The organism is Aestuariibaculum lutulentum (assembly GCF_032926325.1).
Classification (GTDB): Bacteria; Bacteroidota; Bacteroidia; order Flavobacteriales; family Flavobacteriaceae; genus Aestuariibaculum; species Aestuariibaculum lutulentum.
In genome coordinates this window covers 865,431-887,555 of the sequence record NZ_CP136709.1, presented here as the reverse complement: position 1 = coordinate 887,555, position 22,125 = coordinate 865,431, and the positions used below count along the sequence as shown (strand labels likewise).

At 35.3% G+C, this 22,125-nt stretch carries 14 protein-coding genes; 9 read left to right on the top strand and 5 right to left on the bottom strand.

The window, feature by feature from the left end; translation table 11 throughout:
- From R1X58_RS03785 to R1X58_RS03745, 9 genes are all read left to right on the top strand, one after another.
- Complete coding sequence (locus tag R1X58_RS03785; protein WP_240572024.1) at window positions 1-1,146, top strand: CaiB/BaiF CoA transferase family protein; 1,146 nt, start codon at window positions 1-3, stop codon at window positions 1,144-1,146.
- The gene (locus R1X58_RS03780) at window positions 1,147-2,289 is read left to right on the top strand and encodes a CaiB/BaiF CoA transferase family protein (protein WP_240572023.1); all 1,143 of its coding nucleotides are present in this window, start codon (window positions 1,147-1,149) and stop codon (window positions 2,287-2,289) included.
- Entirely contained in the window at window positions 2,282-3,511 is a 1,230-nt protein-coding gene (locus R1X58_RS03775; RefSeq protein ID WP_240572022.1) for an extracellular solute-binding protein, read from the top strand. Before R1X58_RS03780 ends, R1X58_RS03775 begins: the two co-directional genes overlap by 8 nt.
- Complete coding sequence (locus R1X58_RS03770; RefSeq protein ID WP_240572021.1) at window positions 3,508-4,578, top strand: Gfo/Idh/MocA family protein; 1,071 nt, start codon at window positions 3,508-3,510, stop codon at window positions 4,576-4,578. The genes R1X58_RS03775 and R1X58_RS03770 overlap by 4 nt, the downstream gene beginning before the upstream one ends.
- A 38-nt stretch (window positions 4,579-4,616) precedes the next feature.
- On the top strand, window positions 4,617-5,060 hold the full coding sequence (locus tag R1X58_RS03765) for a MaoC/PaaZ C-terminal domain-containing protein (protein WP_240572020.1): 444 nt from the start codon (window positions 4,617-4,619) through the stop codon (window positions 5,058-5,060).
- 58 nt (window positions 5,061-5,118) lie between these two features.
- Entirely contained in the window at window positions 5,119-6,165 is a 1,047-nt protein-coding gene (locus R1X58_RS03760; protein WP_240572019.1) for an L-rhamnose/proton symporter RhaT, read from the top strand.
- A gap of 123 nt (window positions 6,166-6,288) precedes the next feature.
- Entirely contained in the window at window positions 6,289-9,069 is a 2,781-nt protein-coding gene (locus R1X58_RS03755; protein WP_240572018.1) for a T9SS type A sorting domain-containing protein, read from the top strand.
- A gap of 120 nt (window positions 9,070-9,189) precedes the next feature.
- Window positions 9,190-10,239 (top strand): pectinesterase family protein, encoded by a 1,050-nt coding sequence (locus R1X58_RS03750; RefSeq protein ID WP_240572017.1) that lies wholly within the window; start codon window positions 9,190-9,192, stop codon window positions 10,237-10,239.
- 17 nt (window positions 10,240-10,256) lie between these two features.
- Window positions 10,257-10,997 carry a rhamnogalacturonan acetylesterase gene (locus R1X58_RS03745; RefSeq protein ID WP_317293008.1) on the top strand — a complete coding sequence of 247 codons (741 nt, stop codon included), beginning with the start codon at window positions 10,257-10,259 and terminating at the stop codon, window positions 10,995-10,997.
- Between the two features lie 35 nt (window positions 10,998-11,032).
- On the opposite strand, the gene R1X58_RS03740 is transcribed toward R1X58_RS03745, so the two are convergent.
- The 5 genes from R1X58_RS03740 to R1X58_RS03720 all read right to left on the bottom strand — a co-directional run bounded on the left by R1X58_RS03740 (window position 11,033) and on the right by R1X58_RS03720 (window position 22,125).
- Window positions 11,033-12,076, bottom strand: coding sequence for a Gfo/Idh/MocA family oxidoreductase (locus R1X58_RS03740; protein ID WP_240572015.1), 1,044 nt, complete (start codon window positions 12,074-12,076; stop codon window positions 11,033-11,035).
- A gap of 165 nt (window positions 12,077-12,241) precedes the next feature.
- A complete protein-coding gene (locus R1X58_RS03735) occupies window positions 12,242-13,648 on the bottom strand; it encodes a RagB/SusD family nutrient uptake outer membrane protein (protein WP_240572014.1) in 1,407 nt (468 codons plus the stop codon).
- Window positions 13,649-13,680: 32 nt separating this feature from the next.
- Window positions 13,681-16,947 carry a SusC/RagA family TonB-linked outer membrane protein gene (locus tag R1X58_RS03730; RefSeq protein ID WP_240572013.1) on the bottom strand — a complete coding sequence of 1,089 codons (3,267 nt, stop codon included), beginning with the start codon at window positions 16,945-16,947 and terminating at the stop codon, window positions 13,681-13,683.
- 206 nt (window positions 16,948-17,153) lie between these two features.
- Window positions 17,154-18,752 (bottom strand): RagB/SusD family nutrient uptake outer membrane protein, encoded by a 1,599-nt coding sequence (locus R1X58_RS03725; RefSeq protein ID WP_240572012.1) that lies wholly within the window; start codon window positions 18,750-18,752, stop codon window positions 17,154-17,156.
- 4 nt (window positions 18,753-18,756) lie between these two features.
- Window positions 18,757-22,125 (bottom strand): TonB-dependent receptor, encoded by a 3,369-nt coding sequence (locus tag R1X58_RS03720; protein ID WP_240572011.1) that lies wholly within the window; start codon window positions 22,123-22,125, stop codon window positions 18,757-18,759.

Sequence of the window (22,125 nt, the reverse complement as noted above, 5' to 3'; positions counted from 1 at the left end):
GTGAAACCATTAGAAGGTTTGTTAGTATTAGAGTTTGCCCAGTTTTTAGCAGGACCATCGGCAGGATTAAAATTAGCCGATTTGGGCGCTCGTGTGATTAAAATTGAGCGTCCTGTAAAAGGAGAAGCTTGTCGTCAATTAAGTATTAAAGATCTTTTTGTTGATGAAAGCAGTTTGCTATTTCATACTATAAACAGAAATAAAGAATCTTATGCCGCTAATTTAAAAGATTCAGAAGATTTAGAACAGGTTAAAAAGTTAATAGCAAAATCAGATATTATCACCCATAATTTTAGACCTGGAGTTATGGATAAAATTGGTTTAACATTTCAAGATGTTCTCGCTATTAATCCTAAAATTATTTATGGTGTTATTACTGGCTATGGAGATAAGGGGCCGTGGGCTAATAAACCGGGACAAGATTTATTGGTGCAATCGCTTTCAGGTTTAACTTGGTTGAGTGGAAAAAGTATGCAAGGGCCTGTGCCATTTGGATTAGCTGTAGCCGATTTAATGTGTGGAAATCATTTTGTTCAAGGGATTTTAGCGGCATTACTTAAGCGAGCTAAAACCGGGAAAGGAGTTTTGGTAGAGGTGAGTTTGTTGGAGTCTATTTTAGATGTTCAGTTTGAAGCACTAACAATCTTTTTAAATAATGGAGGTGTTTTGGCCGATCGCGGAAATGTTCGAGGTAGTGCACATGCCTTTTTAAGTGCGCCATACGGTATCTATGAAACTCAGGATGGCTATTTGGCTTTAGCAATGGGAGATTTGAATTTTATGGCAAAGGTTTTAGATGTCGATTTAGGTGAATATGCCGAAAAGAAAACCTGGTTTAAAGAACGAGCGGCTATTCGAGAAATTTTAAGTGAAAAAATAATAACAAAAGATTCAGGTTATTGGATTGAGATCTTAAGAAGTAATGGACTGTGGTGTGAAAAAGTATTAGATTATAATCAGTTGAACAATAAGGCCTTTATGGGAGAACTTAAATTGAAACAGGAAGTGAAAAATGCAGAAGGAGAAACACTGATAACCACAAGGAGTCCTATTCAAATTGATGGACACATATTTACATCTGCAAAAGCAGCACCTAAAGTAGGTGAAGATAATGAAGCGATTTGTAACCAATTTTTAAATAATTAAATGAAGCCGTTAGAAGATTATTTAATAATAGACTTTAGCCAGTTTTTATCAGGCCCATCAGCTAGTTTGCGATTGGCAGATATGGGGGCTCGGGTTATTAAAGTAGAAAAACCACTTACTGGTGATATCTGTCGAAGTATGTATACTTCAGATTTGATTATGAATGGAGAATCATCCATTTTTCATACGATAAATAGAAATAAAGAATCCTTTGCGGCTGATTTAAAACATCCTGAAGATTTAAACCATATAAAAACGTTAATCACTAAAGCTGATGTGGTTATGCATAATTTTAGACCTGGCGTTATGGAACGTATAGGTTTAAGTTATGATGATGTGAAAGTACTAAATCCTAATGTGGTTTATGCCGAGATTTCAGGCTATGGGTTGCACCCGGAGTTGGTTGGTAATCCCGGTCAGGATTTATTATTACAGTCATTAACCGCACTTACATGGTTAACAGGAAATGCCGATGATGGTCCCGTTCCTATGGGTTTATCTATTGTAGATATGTTAGCCGGAGCCCATTTGGCTCAAGGTATTTTAGCTGCATTATACAAGAAAGCCATTCAAAACACGGGAGCCTTAGTGCAGGTGAGTATGTTGGAATCTGCTATCGATTTTCAGTTCGAAACCATTACAACATATTTTAATGACGGAGGCGAGTTGCCGGAAAGAACAAAAAGTAATAATGCACATGCGTATTTAGGGGCGCCTTATGGTATTTACAAAACAAAGAATGGCTATTTGGCTTTGGCTATGGGATCTATTCCTGTTTTGGCTGAGCTTTTAAGCTGTGAAGCTCTATTACAATTTCCGGAAAATAAATTTAGCCTTAGAGATGAGATTAAAACGGTTTTAGCGAATCATTTAGAAACACAGAATACATCGTATTGGTTGAACATTTTAGAGCCTGCGGATATCTGGTGTGCTGGTGTTTTGAACTATCAGGAATTGTTTGAAGAAGATGGATTTAAAGTCTTGGATTTTGTACAGAAAGTAACCATGGGAGATGGGTATTCTTATGATACAACGCGGTGTCCGATAAAAATTGATGGAGAGCTTTTAAAGTCAGATAAAGGGTCGCCTAAATTAGGTGAGCACACCGATAAAATTTTAAAAGAATTCATAGGTAATGGATAAAATAAGGATAGCTGTTCGGAAATTTGAGCCTTTTGAAACGACATTACAAAAACTATGGGATAGGTTTTGTAAATCTCGTAATATTAAAATAGAGGCTGAAATGATTCCGTTAGAGCTTCATGATTTATATGATGAAACATTAACAAAAAACGGATTACAAAATGGCAGTTGGGATATAGCCCATCTTAATACCGATTGGATTTTTGATGCCGTTAATGCTGGTGCTGTTGAAAACTTGTCAGCGTTTATAAAGGAGCAAGCTCCAGATAATTTTCCGGAAGGATGGCATGAGTCTTTATTACATCTTCAGCAAATAAATGAAGGTGTCTATGGGCTTCCGTTTCATGATGGTCCTGAATGTTTGATTTTTAGAAGAGATTTGTTTCAAAATGAAGCTGAGCAAAAGGAATTTAAAAAGCAGTATGGATATGATTTAAAGCCACCAAAAACTTGGCATCAGTTTGTGCAAATGGCTCAATTTTTCAATCGACCAGAGGAAAATCTGTATGGTTGTGTTTTTGCAAATTACCCAGATGGACACAATATGGTGTTTGATTTCTGTTTGCAGTTATGGACAAGAGGAGGGGCGCTTGTAGGTGACGAAAATAAGATAAATATCAATCAACCAGAAGCTATTAAGGCTTTAGATTTTTATAGAGCAATTGTTAACAATGAGACAACAACGCATCCTAAATCAAAAGAATTTGGTTCGGTAGAAGCAGGAATGGCTTTCGCTAAAGGAGAAGCCGCAATGGCTATCAATTGGTTTGGATTTGCCTCGATGTGCGAGGTTATAAAAGAATCGAAAGTTAAAGGTAAAGTTGATATTACCGAATTACCACATGATAGTAATTATAGTTCAGCATCCTTAAATGTCTATTGGCTATATACGATTGGCACGGGAAGTAATAATAAAAAATTAGCCTATGATTTTCTTCGGTTTGCAACCTCCGTTGAAAGTGATAAATTATTAACCAATGAAGGAGGTATTGGTTGTAGAAAATCAACTTGGAATGATTCTGATATCAATAAAATCATACCTTATTATCATAAATTGGGAATGTTGCATGAAAATGCATTAACATTACCTCAGACCCCTATTTGGCCTAAGGTAGCAGAACTTATAGATCAAATGGTTCTTAAGGCTATTAATGAAAACACCGCATCAAAATTATTATTAGAAGAAACACAAAAAAAGATTAACGAAATTACTAAAGAATGAATGTTACCTATAAACCATTATTGCCAGAAACAGAACAGCCTATTGTTATAATTGGAGCTAGTGGTATTGTTAAAGATGCACATTTGCCGGCTTATAAGATGGCCGGTTTTAAAGTATTCGGTATAACCAATAGAACGATTTCTAAAGCTCATACAATGGCTGAAGATCATGGTATAGAACATGTTTTTGATACGGTAGCTGATTGTGTTAAACATGCGCCCAAAAATGCGGTTTATGATATCACAGTCCTTCCAGACCAGTATGTTGAAATTTTAGAACAATTACCCGATGGGGCTGCTGTTTTGATTCAAAAGCCAATGGGTAACGATTACAAACAAGCCAAAGAGATCGTAGAGGTTTGTGAACGAAAAAAATTGGTTGCCGCTATAAATTTTCAGTTACGTTTTGCTTCATTTGTTAGCGCAGCAAGAAGCATTATCGATCAGGGGCTAATTGGCGATTTGTATGATTTAGAGTTTAAAATAACAGTGCAAACACCTTGGGAATTATTTCCGGTTATAAAACAACACCCACGTTTAGAAATTTTATTTCATAGTGTTCATTATATAGACTGTATTCGTTCGTTTTTAGGAGAACCTAAGCGTGTTATGGCAAGAACATGGAAACACCCTTTAAAGGATTTATCTTCATGTCGATCAACTATTATTTTAGATTATGGAGATACCATGAGTGTTAAAATAAATACCGATCATGATCATGATTTTGGAACAGATCATCAGGAAAGCTATATAAAATGGGAAGGAACAAAAGGTGCTATTAAGGCAAAAATGGGACTGTTAAAGAATTATCCTGATGGATTGCCGGATGAGTTTCACTATATCATAACAGAAGAAAGAAACCCTAATGAATGGAAAACACTTGATTTAGAAGGATCCTGGTTTCCGGAAGCTTTTGTTGGGACCATGTCTAATTTAATGCGATTTAAAGAAGGTTCTGATGACGTATTGCATACAAGTGTTCAGGATGTTTTAGGCACAATGAAAGTGGTGGAAGCTTGTTATCAAAGTAATAATGAAGGTGGCGTGCCATTAAATCAAATAGATTAAAATAAAAAATATAAATAAACTTACTATTATAAATTACAATGTATTTTAAATCAACATTTTTTGAAGATTATCAATTAAACGATAAACGTATTACTTTGGGCAGAACGATTACGGAAACCGATTTTGTGGTACATGCCGGTCATACTGGAGATTTTTTTCCGCATCATATGGATGAAGAATGGTGTAGAACTCAACCTTTTGGTCAACGTATTGCGCATGGAACCATGATTTTTAGTATTGGTATTGGTTTAACAGCTTCAGAAATAAACCCTGAGGCTTTTTCAAAAGGTTATGACCGTATGCGATTTGTTAAGCCTGTTCATATTGGAGATACTATTCATTCCGAGGTTACTATTTCTGATAAAGGAGATTCCAAACATCCAAATATGGGCACTGTTACCGAACATGTTGAAATCATAAACCAAAAAGGAGAAGTGGTGTTGGTTTGTGATCATTTGTTGCTGGTGAAAAAGAAATCTTAAAATTTAATCATCTAATCGTCAGGCATAATTTAAGCTTGATAAAACAATTTAAAATATAATGAGTGCACCTAATTCTTTACTAGGAACATTACTTCATGCAGTTGGAGGAATATCGGCATCGAGTTGTTATCTGCCCAGTACAAAAACTAAAGGCTGGTCGTGGAATACGTTTTGGTTAGCCCAATCTATTTTTGCGTGGTTTATAGTACCAACTTTATTGGCGTGGATAACTGTACCTGATTTTTTTAACATCTTATCTGAAGCTCCTTCGAAATCTTTTTGGATGGCACTTCTTTTGGGTGGAGTTTATGGTTTTGGAGGGATGTCTTTTGGGAAAGCAATTAATTATATAGGTTATTCGTTAACTTATACTTTAGCTATAGGTATTTCTGCAGTGGTTGGGACTATAATGCCACTGGTTGTTTTTGGTGGCTTAGACGATTTCTTTAATAAGCCTGGAGGAAGCATTGTGTTATTAGGAATGATACTATCTGTAGTAGGAGTATTTATTTGTGGATGGGCTGGTTTTAAAAAGGAAAAGGATTTAGATGCAGACAAACTAAACAAGGCCGGCTTTAATATGATGTTAGGTTTGGTGTTGAGTATTATTGCAGGAGTTTTATCGGGTGTGTTTAATTTGTCGTTAGAATACGGTCAACCTATTGCAGATATGGCTGCAGAACACGGAGCAGGTCAATTTGAGGGGAATGCTAAGTTAGTAGTATCTACGTTTGGATGTTTTCTGGTAAACTTTGTCTGGTATATTGTGGTGGGTTTTAAACAAAAAACGTTAGTTGAATTTCGACCTAGTAAAGAAAATAAAAACTCAAAAACCAGACTTATTAAGAATTGGTTGCTGTCCTCTTTAACAGGAATGCTGTGGTGTTTTCAGTTTTTCTTTTATGGGTTGGGTCACGTTAAAATGGGAGATTATCAATTTGCAAGTTGGGTGTTACACATGTCGATGCTTATTTTCTTTAGTTATATTGTAGGCGTTATTATGAAGGAATGGAAAGGTGTTAAAAAAGAGACTTATACAATTTTAATTATTGGGTTAGTCGTGTTAATTTTATCGTTTTGTGTGACTAGTTATGGTAGTTATTAATTTTAACGCTTTTTATTTGAAGACAGCGTTTATTTTAAATAACTTTGGTAATCGATTGCATTTTGTCGATAGTAAAAAAATAATAATCAATAATTGATAATAAACTAAACTAAATAAGTAAAAATGATTAATAAATTTACAAGTAAATGCAGAACTAAAGTTATCTGTCTGCTTTTATTTATTTCTATGATGGGTTATGCCCAAAATCCAGTTGTTAAAATAGATTTCGATCAGTCAGGTAGGTCTGAGTCAGAGGTTAATCAGGTTGGATATACCCCTTGGGTAATTTCAGGAGTAACAACTAGCAGTAAAACAGAGAATGGAGTTACTTTTACCGTTACAAAAGCTGGAAGTTTTGGAGATGTTATAGGTTCTAATTGGTATAAGGCAGGTATTCAGGCTAGTGATGATGGTAAATTGGTTAACGATGGACTTACAGTTAGAGATGGTACAGCAAATCAGGGAGGACAAATTGAATTTCGCATTAGCGGATTAGAAACAGGAACTCATACGTTATTGGCCTTTTTAAATGCTGTAGATAGTGGAGATACAAATACATTTAGTCCCATCGATATCTCAATAGATGGAAATTTAGTTGAAGATGATGTAATACCAACAGTTCGAGCAACAAATTCAGTAGAAGCAAAATCTGTGTATTTAACGTTCGAGGCTACAGAGGGTAATGATGTAGTTATTTTATTTGCTGCTGAAACTTCGGGAAGCGAAAATATAAAGAATGTGATGCTAAACGGATTTGAGTTGAATACGCCTAATATATTTTATCAGGCTACAAATCCTATTCCTGCAGACAATAATGAGCATGTTGAGTTAAATTCAGGAGGTGTGTTGTTAGAATGGACACCGGCTGCAAGTGCAGTAAATCAATATGTTTATTTTGGAACAGATGAACTGGCCGTTGATGAAGCAGATACAAGTTCATCTGAATATAAAGGAAATCAGGATAATACGAATAACAATTATCAGGTCAATAGCTTATATACAGGAGACACCTATTATTGGAGAATAGATCAGGAAACTTCTGAGGGTGAGATAACCAAGGGTAATGTATGGCGTTTTAGACCAGCACAATTGGCTTTTCCAGGAGCAGAAGGTTATGGTCGTTTTGCTCGTGGAGGACGTGGCGGAAAGGTCGTTTTAGTTACTAATTTAAATGATAGTGGTTCTGGTAGTTTAAGAGAAGCTGTTACAAATGATATAGGTCCAAGAACTATTGTTTTCAATGTTTCTGGGATTATTGAATTGCAGTCAAGATTAGTTTGTAATTCTCCATACGTAACTATAGCCGGACAAACTGCACCAGGAAAAGGGATTACCATTAAGGCTGCTCCTTTTGGTATTACAGGTGATGATAATGTTGTGCAAAACATTAGAGTAAGATTAGGAGGAGGACAAACCTATGATGGAATGGGGCTTACAGGTGCTAATCATAGTATAATAGATCATTGTTCTATTAGTTGGACAATAGATGAAGCATTTAGTTCACGAGGAGCTCATAATATTACTCTTCAGCGTACATTAATTTCGGAAGCTTTAAACGCAGCTGGACATCAAAATTATCCGGTAGGAACAGAGCATGGTTATGCTGCTTCTATTGGAGGTGATGTAGGGAGTTTTCATCATAATTTATTAGCTCATAATTACGGAAGAAACTGGAGTTTAGCAGGAGGGCTTGACGGAGATGGTTATTATTCTGGATTGCTAGATATAACGAACAATGTCGTATACAACTGGGGTGGTAGAACAACCGATGGAGGAACGAAAGAATTAAATTTTGTTGGGAATTACTATAAACCTGGTCCAGGTATGCAACTGGAAAGGTATGCATTAACTGTAGATCATGAGAATGTTGGAATGGGAATGCAAAGAGCTTATTTTGCAGGTAATGTGATGCCAGGATATTTTGATGAATCGAATCAAGACTATGGAAGAAGATCAAGAGATTCTAATGGGGCTGTTACTGAATATGAAACGTTTGTTGATACACCTTTTTTCCCTTCTTATGTAACAACACAGTCAGCAGACTTAGCTTATAAAATGGTGCTTTCAGATGTTGGTTGTACACAACCGGTTTTTGATGATCATGATATTAGAATGATTAATGAAACACTTAACGGGACATATTCGGTAACTGGTAGCTATACAGGAAAGAAAGGCTTTCCAGACGATGAAGCCGATGCAGGAGGGTATGAGAATTACCCGGTTATTACAAGAGCTGCCGATTGGGATTCTGATGGTGATGGGTTACCAAATTGGTGGGAAACCATTATAGGAACAAATATTAACTCGCCGTCGGGTGATTTCTCAGATGCTAATTCAGATGATAATTCGGATGGATATACTAATCTGGATTACTATTTGCAATGGATGTCTTTACCACATTTCAGTACAGAGACAGGAGAAGCAATTAGCGTTAATCTACAGGAGCTATCTAGAGGATTCACAAATAATCCAACCTATCAGGTGTTTAATGAAGAAAATGGGAATGCAAATTTAGCAGGTAATATAGTTCAGTTTACTCCTGGAGCTAATGGTTTTGCTTCATTTGATTTTAGAGTAACAGATTCAGATGGAGACAGTATGACCCGTACTGTTAATATGGTGAATGGATACGATTTAACATTAACTACTGAAATAAAAAAGCTAAGTGACGTTAAAATTTGGCCAATACCAAATAGAGGAACATTTTATGTGAACACGGGACAACGAGACGAAAACACGGAATATAAACTATTTGATATTTTAGGAAGAGAAGTTTCTAGAGGAATAATTAATGTGAATGAAACCAAGGAAATTAACCTCAATGCAAAAGGAGTATTTGTTGTTAAATTATATGAGCCTTCAGGGAAAAGAGTTTTACATACCCAAAAGCTGATTGTTAGATAAAATTTAATGTATAAATAAGAAAGAAAAGACAAGTGTAACGCTTTTTATTTAAGTAGTTAGTACTTGTCTTTTTTTATTAAGAAAATTTAAAAGCGTCAAGGAATAGTTAAATTAAATCTAATGAATTGTATAGTTTATCTTTTAATTATAGTAATTTCAAAAACAATAGTATATACTCAAATTGGCAGTAGGAATATTACCTTATTACCTTATGAAAATGCTAAAGTAGAGAATATTAAATATAATACACCTAAAAAGAAGCAAGAGCCTAAAGATCCTTATAATATGGTGGTTGCAAAAGACGGTACGGGCGATTTTACCACAATTCAGGAAGCTATGTATGCAGCAAAATCTTTTCCTTATGAGCGTGTAGTTATCAATGTTAAAAATGGTGTGTATAACGAGAAAGTACATATTTATTCATGGAACACCCATGTGTCTTTAATTGGGGAAAGCAAAGAGGGAACCATAATTACCTTTGATGATTATTTTAAGAAGATTGATTTAGGAAGAAATAGCACGTTTCACACGTCAACTTTACTTGTAGAGGGCGACGATTTTATTGCAAAAAACCTTACTGTTAAAAATACAGCTGGAGCAGTTGGGCAGGCCATTGCACTTTCTGTAAACGCAAATAGATGTTATTTCGAAAATTGTGCGTTCATAGGAAATCAGGATACGGTTTATACGGCTGGAGAAGGTTTTAAGCAGTATTTTAAAAACTGTTATATCGAAGGCACAACCGATTTTATTTTTGGTGAAGCTACAGTACTTTTTGAAGATTGCCAGATTCATAATAAATCCAATTCCTATATCACAGCGGCTTCAACACCCAAAGGTCAGAATTATGGATACGTATTTAAAAACTGTAATCTTACAGCCGATAGTAATGTGACTGAAGTTTATCTGGGAAGACCCTGGCGATTTTATGCTAAAACGGTTTTCATTAATTGCAAAATGGGAAAGCATATCAGAGCAGAAGGTTGGCATAACTGGAAAAAGGCTGAAGCTGAAAAATTTTCATTTTACGCAGAATATAATTGTTCAGGAGAAGGGTATAAACCGGAGAGTCGTGTGCCTTGGTCACATCAGTTAAAAAAATCGCAGGCAAAAAAATATACTAAAGAAAACATCTTAAAATCAACAACTAAATGGTATCAAAACCTATAAAAGCATTAAGAATAAATATGAAACGTATATTGAATTTAAATCTAATTATTCTATTGTTAATAACGTCGAGTTGTATGGCGCAAACCACAATTTATATGATTGGCGATTCAACTATGGCAAATAAAAAGAATCCTGAAACCAATCCCGAGCATGGTTGGGGACAAGTCTTACCAAATTATGTAGCAGATGGGGTTCTTGTAGATAACAGAGCCGTTAATGGTAGAAGTAGTCGCAGTTTTATAGGTGAGGGTCGTTGGGATTCTGTGTTGGAGACATTAAAGGCAGGTGACTTTGTATTTATTCAGTTTGGACATAACGATCAAAAGTTTAAATCGCCAGACCGATATACTAATCCGCATACAACATACCGCCATAATTTAATTAAGTTCGTTGAAGAAACACGATCAAAAGGCGCAACACCTATTTTGTTTTCTTCTATTGTAAGACGAAATTTCAATGAACATGGAACATTGATTGATACGCATGGTGAATATCCGCTGGAAACGCGTTTGGTGGCTTTGGAGTATAATGTTCCGTTTGTAGATTTACAATATTTCACAGAACATTTAGAGGAGACTTATGGTGTTGAAGGCTCTAAAAAGTTACATCTTCATTTTGAGCCGGGAGAAAATCCATTTTATAAAGATGGTAAACATGATGATACTCATTTATCTAATTTGGGAGCAAACGAGGTTGCTAAACTGGCCGTTGCAGAATTAAAAAAGAAAGCACCTAGTATGGTGAAATATCTAAAATAATTTCATTGAAGTGAAAGTAACGAAAGTGGTTGATTTTAGAGGTTAACTACTTTTTTTTCTTCATTACTTTTTAAAGCAGCTTCTATGATTTTTATAACGATCATGCCATCTTCTGGAGTTACAGGAACGGCTTTGTTATTTCTAATAGCATCGAAAATACCATTGTAATAAATCATGTAATTTCCTATGGCCGTAGGAATGTGTTCTTTTATGATTTTACCATCTTTTTCGGTGTGTAAAAGTCCGCGTTCAGTTTCAGGTTCTATTCCCCAATGATTACTATTCGGTTTTTTTTCAGCTTGTAAATCTTTTTCCTGTACGTCAGCTCTGCTTTTAATAAAAGATCCTTTTCTACCATGTAAAATACTTCCCGGTAAAGGTTCGCGAACAAAGTAACTGGATTTTAAAATAACTCGATATGTAGGGTAGAAAAGCTTGACGTCGAAATAATCACCAACCTTAGAATTGGGTCGGTAAATGTCTAAGTCCGCAAAAAGAGCTTCGGGCATTCCAAAAAGCTGTAGGGCTTGATCGATTAAATGGGATCCTAAATCGTATAGACTACCAACACCGGCAGTTGGTGTTTCTTTATGGGTTTTATAACTAAGCTGTGGATCGAAACGGTCGAAATGAAATTCAGCTTCAACCAACTCTCCAATTAAATTTTCAGAAAGTACCTGCTTTATCGTTAAAAAGTCACTATCGTAGCGTCTGTTATGGTATACAGATAGTGTAACGTTTTTCTCTTGAGCTAAATTAATAAGCTCTTCCGCCTCTGTAACAGTCGTGGTGAATGGTTTTTCAACTACAATGTGTTTGCCCGCTTCAATAACTTTTTTAGCAAATTCAAAATGTGTGACGTTAGGGGTGTTTACAACAACCAATTCAATATTGTCATCAGACAACATGGCTTCCAAAGATTTAAATGTTTTTATATTCGGATAATGCTTTTCAGCTTCGTTCTTAGTGCGTTCAAATACACCATAAAAATTGAAGTTGGGATTTGTCGAAATGAATGGTGCATGAAACACATGGCCACTCATGCCGTAAGAGCATAAAGCTGTATTGATAGGTTGCATAGAGTTGTTTTTATAAAAATAAGTATTGAAGATTAGAATGTTATCATAAACTGAGAAATTTTATAAAATATAAATGGGGTACAGAATTTCTGTACCCCATTTCAGTCAAAACGAATCAATTAGGATTCAATTAACTAAACTAAATTAAACAAGTGATTTTTGTATCTATTTATAAGCTTCATTTTGAGTAATTATATTGGGGTTTTGGTTGATTACTAAAAAAGGTATAGGTAGTAATAATTCATCATCAGTAATTGTGATGTTTTTACTGCTGTTCTTTATTACTGTAAGAGCTCTTCCTGTTCTTATTAAATCAAACCAACGATGAAACTCACAAGCAAGTTCTACTTGTCTTTCGTGTTCTAAAGCAAGATCGATTGTATTATATTCAATAGGGTATTCGGCAGTTCCATATGCAGGTAATCCGACACGATTACGAACTTCGTTCATGTATTTAGGGTCAGAAGTAGCTTCGGTTAACATTAGAAGAACGTCAGCATAACGAAGAATGATAAAGTTGTTATCTGAAGCTTCTCTTAATCCGGTGACAGGAGCATCTATATCTTGCCATTTAATAGGGAATTTTACATCCACAGTTGAGCCGTTAGCGGTTTGATACCCATCTTGAATAGAAATGTCTCTTCGAGGATCACTAGTTTCGTATGCATTCCACAAATCATCTGTGATTTGATTAAACCCTCCTCCCCAAGCTGTCACAACACGATTGTCAACAGGTGAGAACATAGCCCAGTATAGACTGTACGGATTAGAAAGACCTCCTTTATATTGAACTTCAAATATAGAGGAAGCGCTATTTTTTTTAGTTAAATCCCATAAATCGGCATAAGGTACCAAGCTAAATTTACCATAAACTTTTAATAAAGCTTCTTCAGCTTTAATGTTGTCTCCCAATGTTAAATATACCTTGCCAAGTAAAGTGTTTGCTGCTTCCTGACTCGCCGCACCTGCAAATCGTTCGTTGGTTTTTGCAGGTAAATTTTCTACAGCATAATTTAAGTCGTCAACAATTTGATTATAAACTAATTCTTGAGAAGTTCGTGCTTGTGCGTAAGCTTCGTCAATACTTAATGGGGTAGTTACTAAAGGTATATCTCCCCAAGCTCGAACCATATCAAAATAATATAAAGCACGGAGAAACTTAGCTTCTCCTACTAATGCATTACGGCTAGAAAAATCAAGCTTTTCTGCATTGGATATAATGTTGTTAATAATATAAATAGCTTCATAGTAATTGTTCCAAAAATTTAAGACTAACTCATTGTCTATAGACATAGTATGTAATTCAAAGCTTTCATAGTCTTGTATTCTTCCTGCAGCATTGTCACTATAGGCGTTATCGGACATTAGTTCGCCATAGAAAGAAGGTAAACTTTCTGGACCATAATTTATGTAAAGAGAATTATAAGCAGACCACAGAGCAACTTCTATATCTTCTTGAGATTTATAAAAATTTTCTTCGTTAGCATTTGAAAGCGGCGCCTTGTCTAAAAAATCATCACTACACCCTAATAGAAGTATATGACAAAAAAGTATTATATATATGTTTTTCATTATGTTATTTTTTTAAATGATTAATGTAAATGTTAGAAATTAACATTTATTCCAAATGTTGATGTGAAAGGATTTGGATAAGCTCCATAATCGAAACCAACCATCAAACCAGATTGATAAGTACTCCCTTCTGGATCAAAACCTGAATAATCGGAGAAAACATATACATTTTCCATGTTAACATACAGTTTTACATTGGTTAACTTCATTTTTTCTACTAATTTTTGAGGTAAACTATATCCTAAACGAATATTTTGTATACGAACAAATGATCCATCTTCAACCCAATAGCTCGATCCAAAATCGCGAACAGTAGTTGGCAGCATACGAGGTTTAGGAATCATACCGTTTCCAGGTTCGGCTTCAGATTTCCAATAGTTGTTTACAACCGAGTACATATTACGGTTACCACCCCCAACTCCAGATTTTAGATATCGGGCGTTATGGTTAAGAATTTCGTTGCCTTGAGAGCCTCGTAATAAAACCGAAAGATCAAATCCGGCGTAAGAAAAATTGTTGGTTAGCCCCCATTGAAAGTCTGCTTGATTATTTCCAAGGTAAGTACGATCATTAGAGTCAATTTGTCCATCATTATTAACGTCTCTTACTTTAGGATCTCCAGGTTCACTTCCAGGCCATACTGGATACGAGTTACTATCTAACTCTTCTTGAGACATAATAACACCATCAATTACATAGCCATAATACATTCCAATTGGTTCACCAACAGCTGTTCGAGATGTCATGCTACTTACATTAATGTCTATAGGCGCGTTGTTTGCACCAAGTTTTAGTACTTTATTACGATTTGCAAAAATATTAAAGTCGGAACTCCATTTAAATGCATTATCAATGTTACGAGTATTTAGGTTTATCTCAAACCCTTTGTTTTCAAGTTCTCCTATATTGGTCAAAGTAGAAGAGAATCCGGAAAGAATTGGTATAGGTACATTAAGTAATAAATCTTTTGTTTTTGAATAATAGATGTCGCCAGAAAACCTTATGCGTCCATTGAACATACTGAAATCTAAACCAAAGTTTGTTTGTCCGGTTTTTTCCCATTTTAAATTCTTGTCAGCAAAGTTTGTAGTGTAAATACCTTGGTTTACGGTGCCTGAACTTACGTATGAGTTGTATCCTAATACACCAATTGAACCATAATTTGGAATTTGATTATTACCTGTTACACCGTAACTTAATCTGGCTTTTAGGTTATTAACCCAAGTTAAATTTTCAAAGAAAGGTTCTTCAGAAATACGCCAAGCGAAAGATCCTGAAGGGAAATATCCCCATCTGCTATTAGCTCCAAAACGAGAAGAACCATCGGCACGTATTGCTGCTGAAGCTAGGTATTTTCCTTTGTATGAATAATTGGCGCGAGTTAAATAGGAAACTAGAGACCATTCTTCTGAAAATGTTTCGCCATTATTTACAACTCCAGCATTTAAAGTATGTACTAAATCATTTGGGAAATTAGAAGCAGACATACTACTTGTGTCTAAACGTTGCTCTTGAGCAGAATATCCAGCTAATACATTTAAATTATGATTTTCGTTGAATACTTTGTTGTAGGTTAAAGTGGTTTCTGAAATCCAGTTATTTGATTGCAGGGTTTTGAAATTGGCTTGTGCTGGTACCCAACCAGAATACCCCCAGTTTTGGCCTTCATTCCAGTAGAAATTATGTACGGTGTTTTCTATATTGGAACTTACTGAAGTTTTTAGGGTTAAGTCTTTTAGAACATCCCATTCTAAATAAGAGTTAACGGTAGAAACATTTGTGATTTTTTCCGTAGTAGCTTCTCTTGTAAGAGAATAAGGATGCCAGAGTTGAAAACCGTATTTAGCAAACGTATTCCAGATTGAATTAGGATCTTTAAAACCAAGACTACCTGTTTCAACATATAAAGGGAAAAAAGGGTTGCTTTGCAATGCTAAACTCACCACATCACTTTTTCCGCCTGTACCATAAGGAGCTTCTTTTACTCGGCTAAGTCCAACATTTACACCCATACGGATTTTGTCATTAAACTGATGCTTAATATTAGATCTAAGATTTATTCTGTCGTAAGTATTACTATCAACAACACCTTCAGAATCTAAATATCCTATCGAAGCCATGAATTGTGTGTTTTCACTACCGCCAGAAGCTGATAGTTGAAAATTACTGCTTTTTGCAGTTCTGAATACAACATCCTGCCAGTCTGTTCCATTGCCAATACGAGCTAACCATTCAGGATCTGAGAACTCTGCAGGAACAGTTATATTCAAACCTCTAGTAGCTGAGGGATTATCAGCTACAATTGTTGCCCATGAATTGTTTCTTGCAGCTGAGTTGAATTCAATAAATTCAGAGGCATTCATCATGTCGGTTTTACGATTAACATGTGAAAAGCCAGACTCAAAAGTTGTATTAATTTTGGTTTTGCCTGCTTTCCCCTGTTTCGTGGTAATAATGACAACTCCATTAGCTCCTCTTGAACCATAAATTGCAGCGGAAGATGCGTCTTTTAATATGTCAATAGATTCAATGTCGTTTGGGTTGATAAAGTTTAAAGGGTTTCGATTATAACTTAAATTACTTCCAGAACTGATTCCTGTTCCTGTTGAATTAGTTGTGTTGTCTTCTAGAGGAATTCCATCGATAACGTAGAGAGGAGTAGTACCAGCATTTATAGATGATGCACCGCGTATTTTTATTGTAGGAGCGAGTCCTGGAGCACCTTGTGATTGTGTAATTTGAACTCCAGAAGTTTGACCTGCAAGTGATTGTAGTACATTGCTGTTTGATCTTTCCTCTATTTTTTGAGCACCAATGGAAACTACCGATCCTGTTAAATCACTTTTACGCATGGTTCCGTAACCAACAACCACAACTTCATCTAAGCTAGCAGCGTTTTCTTCTAAGACGATAGTTAAGTTTTTTGCTGAAGAAACTTTTATTTCTTTGGTAACGAAACCCATATAAGAAATTACAAGAGTTGCATTTGGGTTGGATACATCAATGGTAAATTCACCATCAAAATTGGTTTGAGTTCCGTTGGAGGTTCCTTTTTCAATAATGTTTGTACCAGGAAGTGGTTGACCATTAGAATCTGTTACAGAGCCTGTAATAGTTTGCTGGCTTATCTTTGAACAGATAATAGGTGTTTTAAATGAGAAATTAGTTTTTTCTGAATTTAAAGTTTCTGCATTTGAAGTTAAGGCTGTAGCACATGCAAAGACTAAAGAGAACTTCGTTTTTAAGGTAATCTTAGGAATGAATTTTTTAATATCCGTCCTGTGGCGTTTTTTTTTCATATTTAATAGTTTAATTGTTTTATTGGTATAGTTGATTACTTCTGGTTAGAAGATTTTAGAATTTATTTTTAAGGAATAATGGATTGTATTAGATTTTCAAGTTGATAAGAGGGAATACCAAGGTGAATTTTAGTATTCCCAGCTCAACTTTAGAAATAAATTATTATAATTTATTTCAATTAACTAAACTAAATTAAACAAGTAATTTAATAACCTGGATTTTGAGGGTAATCTCCAGAATCCAGGGCTATAGCAGATAGTGGTATAGGTCTTAAAATTTTATAGTTTCCATCAGAACTCAAGAAAGGGTCAACACCTCCATCGACAAGGGTTTTGATATCAGGATTTCTTAATTTGGTGTATTCCATTAATTTTCGTGTACGTTTTAAATCTAACCAGCGCATGCCTTCTCCAGCTAGTTCACGGGCTCTTTCTTCTAAAATAAAATCTAAATCAACATTACTAACAGAATCAGCGCCAGCTCGCTGTCTCACAGTATTGACTCTTGCTAAGGCATTTCCTGGGTTATTAGACTGTAAATAAGCCTCTGCTGCTATCAAGTAAGTTTCACCCAATCTTGCTAAGTAGATATCGTGTGTGTATTGCACTGAAGATGTTTGAACTCTATCAAATTTTCTTAATGAGGGATAATCTGTTTGATTTAACCCATCCCACCAGTGTGGATCTATAGGTGAGATAATTGTATTTGATCTGTTGTTAGGGTCTTCAGCTATCCATGCAGCCACTCCTGCAATTTGAGCTGCAGTTCTTGGGTAGTAATATTGAACAGGTGTATTACTAGGGTCTAATAACCATCCAGAGTAAGGTGTTGTTTTAATATTTAAGAATGTACCTTCAAATCGCTTATCATTATCATCAAATAGAGTGAATAGATATTCTGTTGGGTGTAATGTGTTTTTTTTGTTTACGCCATCATCTGATCCTTGCACTAATGGACCCCAAGGATAATCCCAATTATGAGATACCTCTCCAGATTGTGATTTATTATATTGAATGGACCATAAAATTTCTTCATTATTATCATTTTGATAGTCAAACAACTGATTAAAAGATAGATTTAAAGATTGTCCTCCAATTGCAGCATCAGCTAGAGTTGCAGCTTCTGTAAAGTCTGAGGTTGAGCCGAATGTTTCATAGCCTCTGGTTAGATAAACCTTGGCTAAAATATGTTGAGCGGCTCTTTTTGTTAGTCTTCCAAAGTTAGATGGACTTGGAGGTAAATCGTTAATAGCGACTGTTAATTCATCAATAATAAATTCATATACATCACTAGATGCAGCGCGTTCAAAATGTGTTATAGGGCTATCTACCAAATCTGTTACTAATGAAGTGTCTCCGAATTCTTGAACTAGTAAAAAATAATAATAAGCTCTAATAACTTTAAGTTCAGCTATTCTGCTAGGTAGACTTGAAAAATTTTCAGTTTCATTAGCATAGTGTAAAGCGAGATTTGTTATTTGAATGCTTTTATAAAGATTGCTGAATAAGGTTTCGACAGCACCTTCACTTGGGGTTAAGGTTTGATAAGAGGCTAATCCTAACGGAACTTCTTGGTGGGCTGCAAAAAACAAGTCTGTGCCAGCGCAAAACATATATGGAGTTGGTTGATACACATCTCTTAAAGTAGCATATGCTGAATTAACTAAGCCTTCAAAACCTGTTTCTGTATTGTAAAAATTTTCGGCGGTTGTGTTTCCTAAGTTTTCCTCGTCTAAATATCCAGAACAGTTAAATAATATTAAACTTGAAATGGCCGTATATATATATAATTTTATTTTTTTCATGATCTTAAAATTTAATATTAACACCTAATTGATAGATTGAATATCCTGTATTATTGGCATCGGCACTCCAAGCCATACCTGCACCAGCCCATTCAGGATCAAATCCGTCATATTTTGTAAATGTAAATGGGTTTAAGGCATTTACGTAAAGGCGTAGATGTGATAGTCCTATTTTGGATAATGCATTTGAGTCAAAATTATATCCTAAGGTTATGTTTTGTACTCTAACAAAAGAGGCGTCTTTGTTAAATCCAGGATAGCCATAAGCTCCTGCATCCTCTCCCCAATACTGTCCTTGGTAACTTGCTTGAGGGTAGGAGTTTGAGTATCTAGATCCAGTTATAGGGTTGTCTCTTCTGTAGTAAGGCACATCTAAAATAACTTTGCTGTTAAAGTCTGTAAATTCTGTATGGAAAGGACTATACGTTAAAATCCCTTGTTTAGTGTAAACAGTGGCAGAAAGATCCCAGTTTTTATAGCTAAAAGTCGTTGAGAATGTGCCAATCCAATCAGGTGCAGGAGAACCTAAAACTTTCATGTCATTATTAATATCGATACTTCCGTCACCATTTAAATCTTTAACTTTAGCTGTTCCTTCCATAGATTGTAAATCTTCAGGAGCTAACTCATCTTTTTGCCAAACACCATCAAATACCATGGCATAAACAACGTTTACAGGTTGTCCTATAAACCATCTGTTAGGAACGTCGTCTTCTTTTCCTCCATATAAATCAACAATTTCATTGTTGTTTTTTGAAAAGATGAAATTGGTTTCCCATTTAAAGTCTTGGGTGTTAATGTTTACTGTTTTTAATTGAAACTCTATTCCTTTATTACTGATTGATGCAATATTATCCAGCATAGAAGCCCATCCTGTAGGCATTGCTAATTTGCGTTCTAAGATGGCGTCTTTAGATAGTCTGTCATAAAGGTTTATTTCTCCAGAAACTCTATTGTTAAATAAACCAAAGTCTAATCCAAAGTTCCATTCTCTGGTACGTTCCCATGTCAAATCTGAATTAGCTAAAGAACCAGGAACAAATCCATTGGCAGTTTGACCGTCCCAATCGTAATATTTTTGAGTAGATAGTGACGATTGTGTATCATAGGGATCAATAGGGCCATAACTTCCTGTATATCCATAACTTAATCTAGCTTTTAAATTGTTGACGTTAGAAGCATTACTGAAAAAAGACTCTTTATCTAATTTCCAAGCAACTGCTGCAGAAGGGAAAGAAGTCCACTTATTTCCTTCAGCAAGTCTAGATGCTCCATCGTATCTCATAGTGGCAGTAAATAGGTATTTGTCTTTAAACGAGTAGTTTAAACGATTCGTAAGCGATAAGATGGTACTTTTAGTAAATCCGGTTGCAGCATCTCGCTGAGGAGCACTTTGTACGTTGTAAAATAAAGATTTGAAAGGCACATCTCTACCATAGGCATAGGTGTTTTCATATCGATCGAAAGTAGCAGATTGGATAAAATCATACGATAGATTATGATCTCCAAATTGTTTAGTATAATTTAACTGGTTATCCCACACATAAGATAGTCTGTTGTTAGTCCAAAATCTGGCGATACTAATTGACCTTGTAGCTAATCGGTCTTTATATTCTCCTTCACGTTGTATTCTAGCATTTGGAGAAAATGTAGATTTTAAGGTTAACCCTTTGATAGGGTTGAACTTAAGGTAGAAGTTAGAAATGATATTATATTGTTCTACGTTCCAGGCTGAGTTACCGTTTAAAAATGTATAAGGACTCACATTTCCTGAAATTCCAATCATTGGAGATTGAATGATATTACCATCTAAATCAAATCCAGGGGCAAAAGTAGGCATTCTATAAAGCTGTTGAACGTAGTCTTGTCTAGATGTTAATTCTTGTTCTGAAAATGCTAAATTAATATTTGCTCCTATAGAGAAAAAATTATTGACTTTAGCATCTACGCTAGCTTTAAAATTGTATTTTTCAAAAGATTGCCCTTTGATGTTTCCATTATCTCCCTGGTATCCAAAGCCAACAACATAATTTGTGTTTTCGTTGCCTCCATTAGCAGAGATAAAATGGTTTTGTTGCGTGCTAGATTTTAGAAAGGCGTCTAACCAATCAGTACCATTTCTGTTAGCTAAGTTTTCTTCCCAGTAGTTAGTTCCGTCTTCTAAAATTATTTCCGGAAAGCCATAGGTTGGAGAGTTTACAATGGTATTTCCTTGGACAAGATCTCTTGCAACTTGTCTGTCTCTTTGCCATGTAACACTTTCATCGTAAGAATTCAAGAAATCTGGCATGTTAGCGATGTCTCTTATACCTACATACCCAGAGTATGATATTGAGGGTTTTCTATTTTTGAAACCTTCTCCAGTTTTAGTGGTAACAATTACAACACCGTTTGAACCTCTTGATCCATAAATCGCAGTAGAAGAGGCGTCTTTAAGAATGTCTATTCTTTGAATGTCTTGAGGGTTTAAGAAATCTATACTTTCGGTCATGATACCATCTACAACATAAAGCGGTTGTTGCTGTGAAAAGGAATTGGTTCCACGAATAGTGATGTCAAATCCAGCGCCCACAGTTCCTGTTTTTTGTGAGATATTAACCCCGGCTGCATTTGCTTGCAGCGCCTGCATTGGGCTTGTTGCTCCAAGTTTATTAATGGTTTCACTATCAATAGAAACAACAGAACCGGTAACATCACTTTTTTTAATTTCACCATAACCAACAATTACGACTTCGTCTAAAGCAGCAGCGTCTTCCTGTAGTGTAACCGATATGTTTTGTGATGATGATACTTGAATTTCTTGTGTTACAAAACCCATATAAGAAATGACTAAGGTAGAGCTTGCTTTTGAAATTTCTAATGAGAAATTACCATCAAAATCTGATTGAGTTCCGTTAGATGTACCTTTTTCAAGAATATTTGCACCCGGAAGCGGTTGGTTGTTTGCATCTACAATGTTCCCAGATACAGAAAGCTCTTGAGGGATGTTTTCTGTTTTAGATTTAGTAATTGTTTCTGCGGATTCTTGGTTTTTACCTTTAAGTATTATTTGAGTATCTAGGATTTCAAACGACGTAGAAGAGTTTCTAAATAAATCACTCAAAACATTTTCAATTTTGGCATTTTCAACCTTTATAGATACTTTTCGGTCGAGGTTTACAGATTTAGTATTGTAAATAAAGCGATACTCTGTAGTGATTTCAATTTTTTCAATAATTTGTAAAACGCTTGCATTTTCTGCATTCAATGTTATAGTCTGTGTATAACTTGTGTTTGCTAACATAGTCAAACATGATGCTAACATAAACAAAGCTGTCAGTCGCATTTTTAATTTATGTTTTAGGGAGACTTTTTTGTTGTTAAGTTTTTCCAT

What these genes read in the sequence shown, in the direction of transcription:
- R1X58_RS03775 (WP_240572022.1), top strand. Translation starts at nt 2,282, where the DNA reads ATGGATAAAATAAGGATAGCTGTTCGGAAATTTGAGCCTTTTGAAACG.
- R1X58_RS03760 (WP_240572019.1), top strand. Translation starts at nt 5,119, where the DNA reads ATGAGTGCACCTAATTCTTTACTAGGAACATTACTTCATGCAGTTGGA.
- R1X58_RS03740 (WP_240572015.1), bottom strand. Translation starts at nt 12,076, where the DNA reads ATGCAACCTATCAATACAGCTTTATGCTCTTACGGCATGAGTGGCCAT.
- R1X58_RS03725 (WP_240572012.1), bottom strand. Translation starts at nt 18,752, where the DNA reads ATGAAAAAAATAAAATTATATATATATACGGCCATTTCAAGTTTAATA.
- R1X58_RS03745 (WP_317293008.1), top strand. Translation starts at nt 10,257, where the DNA reads ATGAAACGTATATTGAATTTAAATCTAATTATTCTATTGTTAATAACG.
- R1X58_RS03780 (WP_240572023.1), top strand. Translation starts at nt 1,147, where the DNA reads ATGAAGCCGTTAGAAGATTATTTAATAATAGACTTTAGCCAGTTTTTA.
- R1X58_RS03750 (WP_240572017.1), top strand. Translation starts at nt 9,190, where the DNA reads ATGAATTGTATAGTTTATCTTTTAATTATAGTAATTTCAAAAACAATA.
- R1X58_RS03770 (WP_240572021.1), top strand. Translation starts at nt 3,508, where the DNA reads ATGAATGTTACCTATAAACCATTATTGCCAGAAACAGAACAGCCTATT.
- R1X58_RS03765 (WP_240572020.1), top strand. Translation starts at nt 4,617, where the DNA reads ATGTATTTTAAATCAACATTTTTTGAAGATTATCAATTAAACGATAAA.
- R1X58_RS03735 (WP_240572014.1), bottom strand. Translation starts at nt 13,648, where the DNA reads ATGAAAAACATATATATAATACTTTTTTGTCATATACTTCTATTAGGG.
- R1X58_RS03755 (WP_240572018.1), top strand. Translation starts at nt 6,289, where the DNA reads ATGATTAATAAATTTACAAGTAAATGCAGAACTAAAGTTATCTGTCTG.
- R1X58_RS03730 (WP_240572013.1), bottom strand. Translation starts at nt 16,947, where the DNA reads ATGAAAAAAAAACGCCACAGGACGGATATTAAAAAATTCATTCCTAAG.
- R1X58_RS03720 (WP_240572011.1), bottom strand. Translation starts at nt 22,125, where the DNA reads ATGGAAAAACTTAACAACAAAAAAGTCTCCCTAAAACATAAATTAAAA.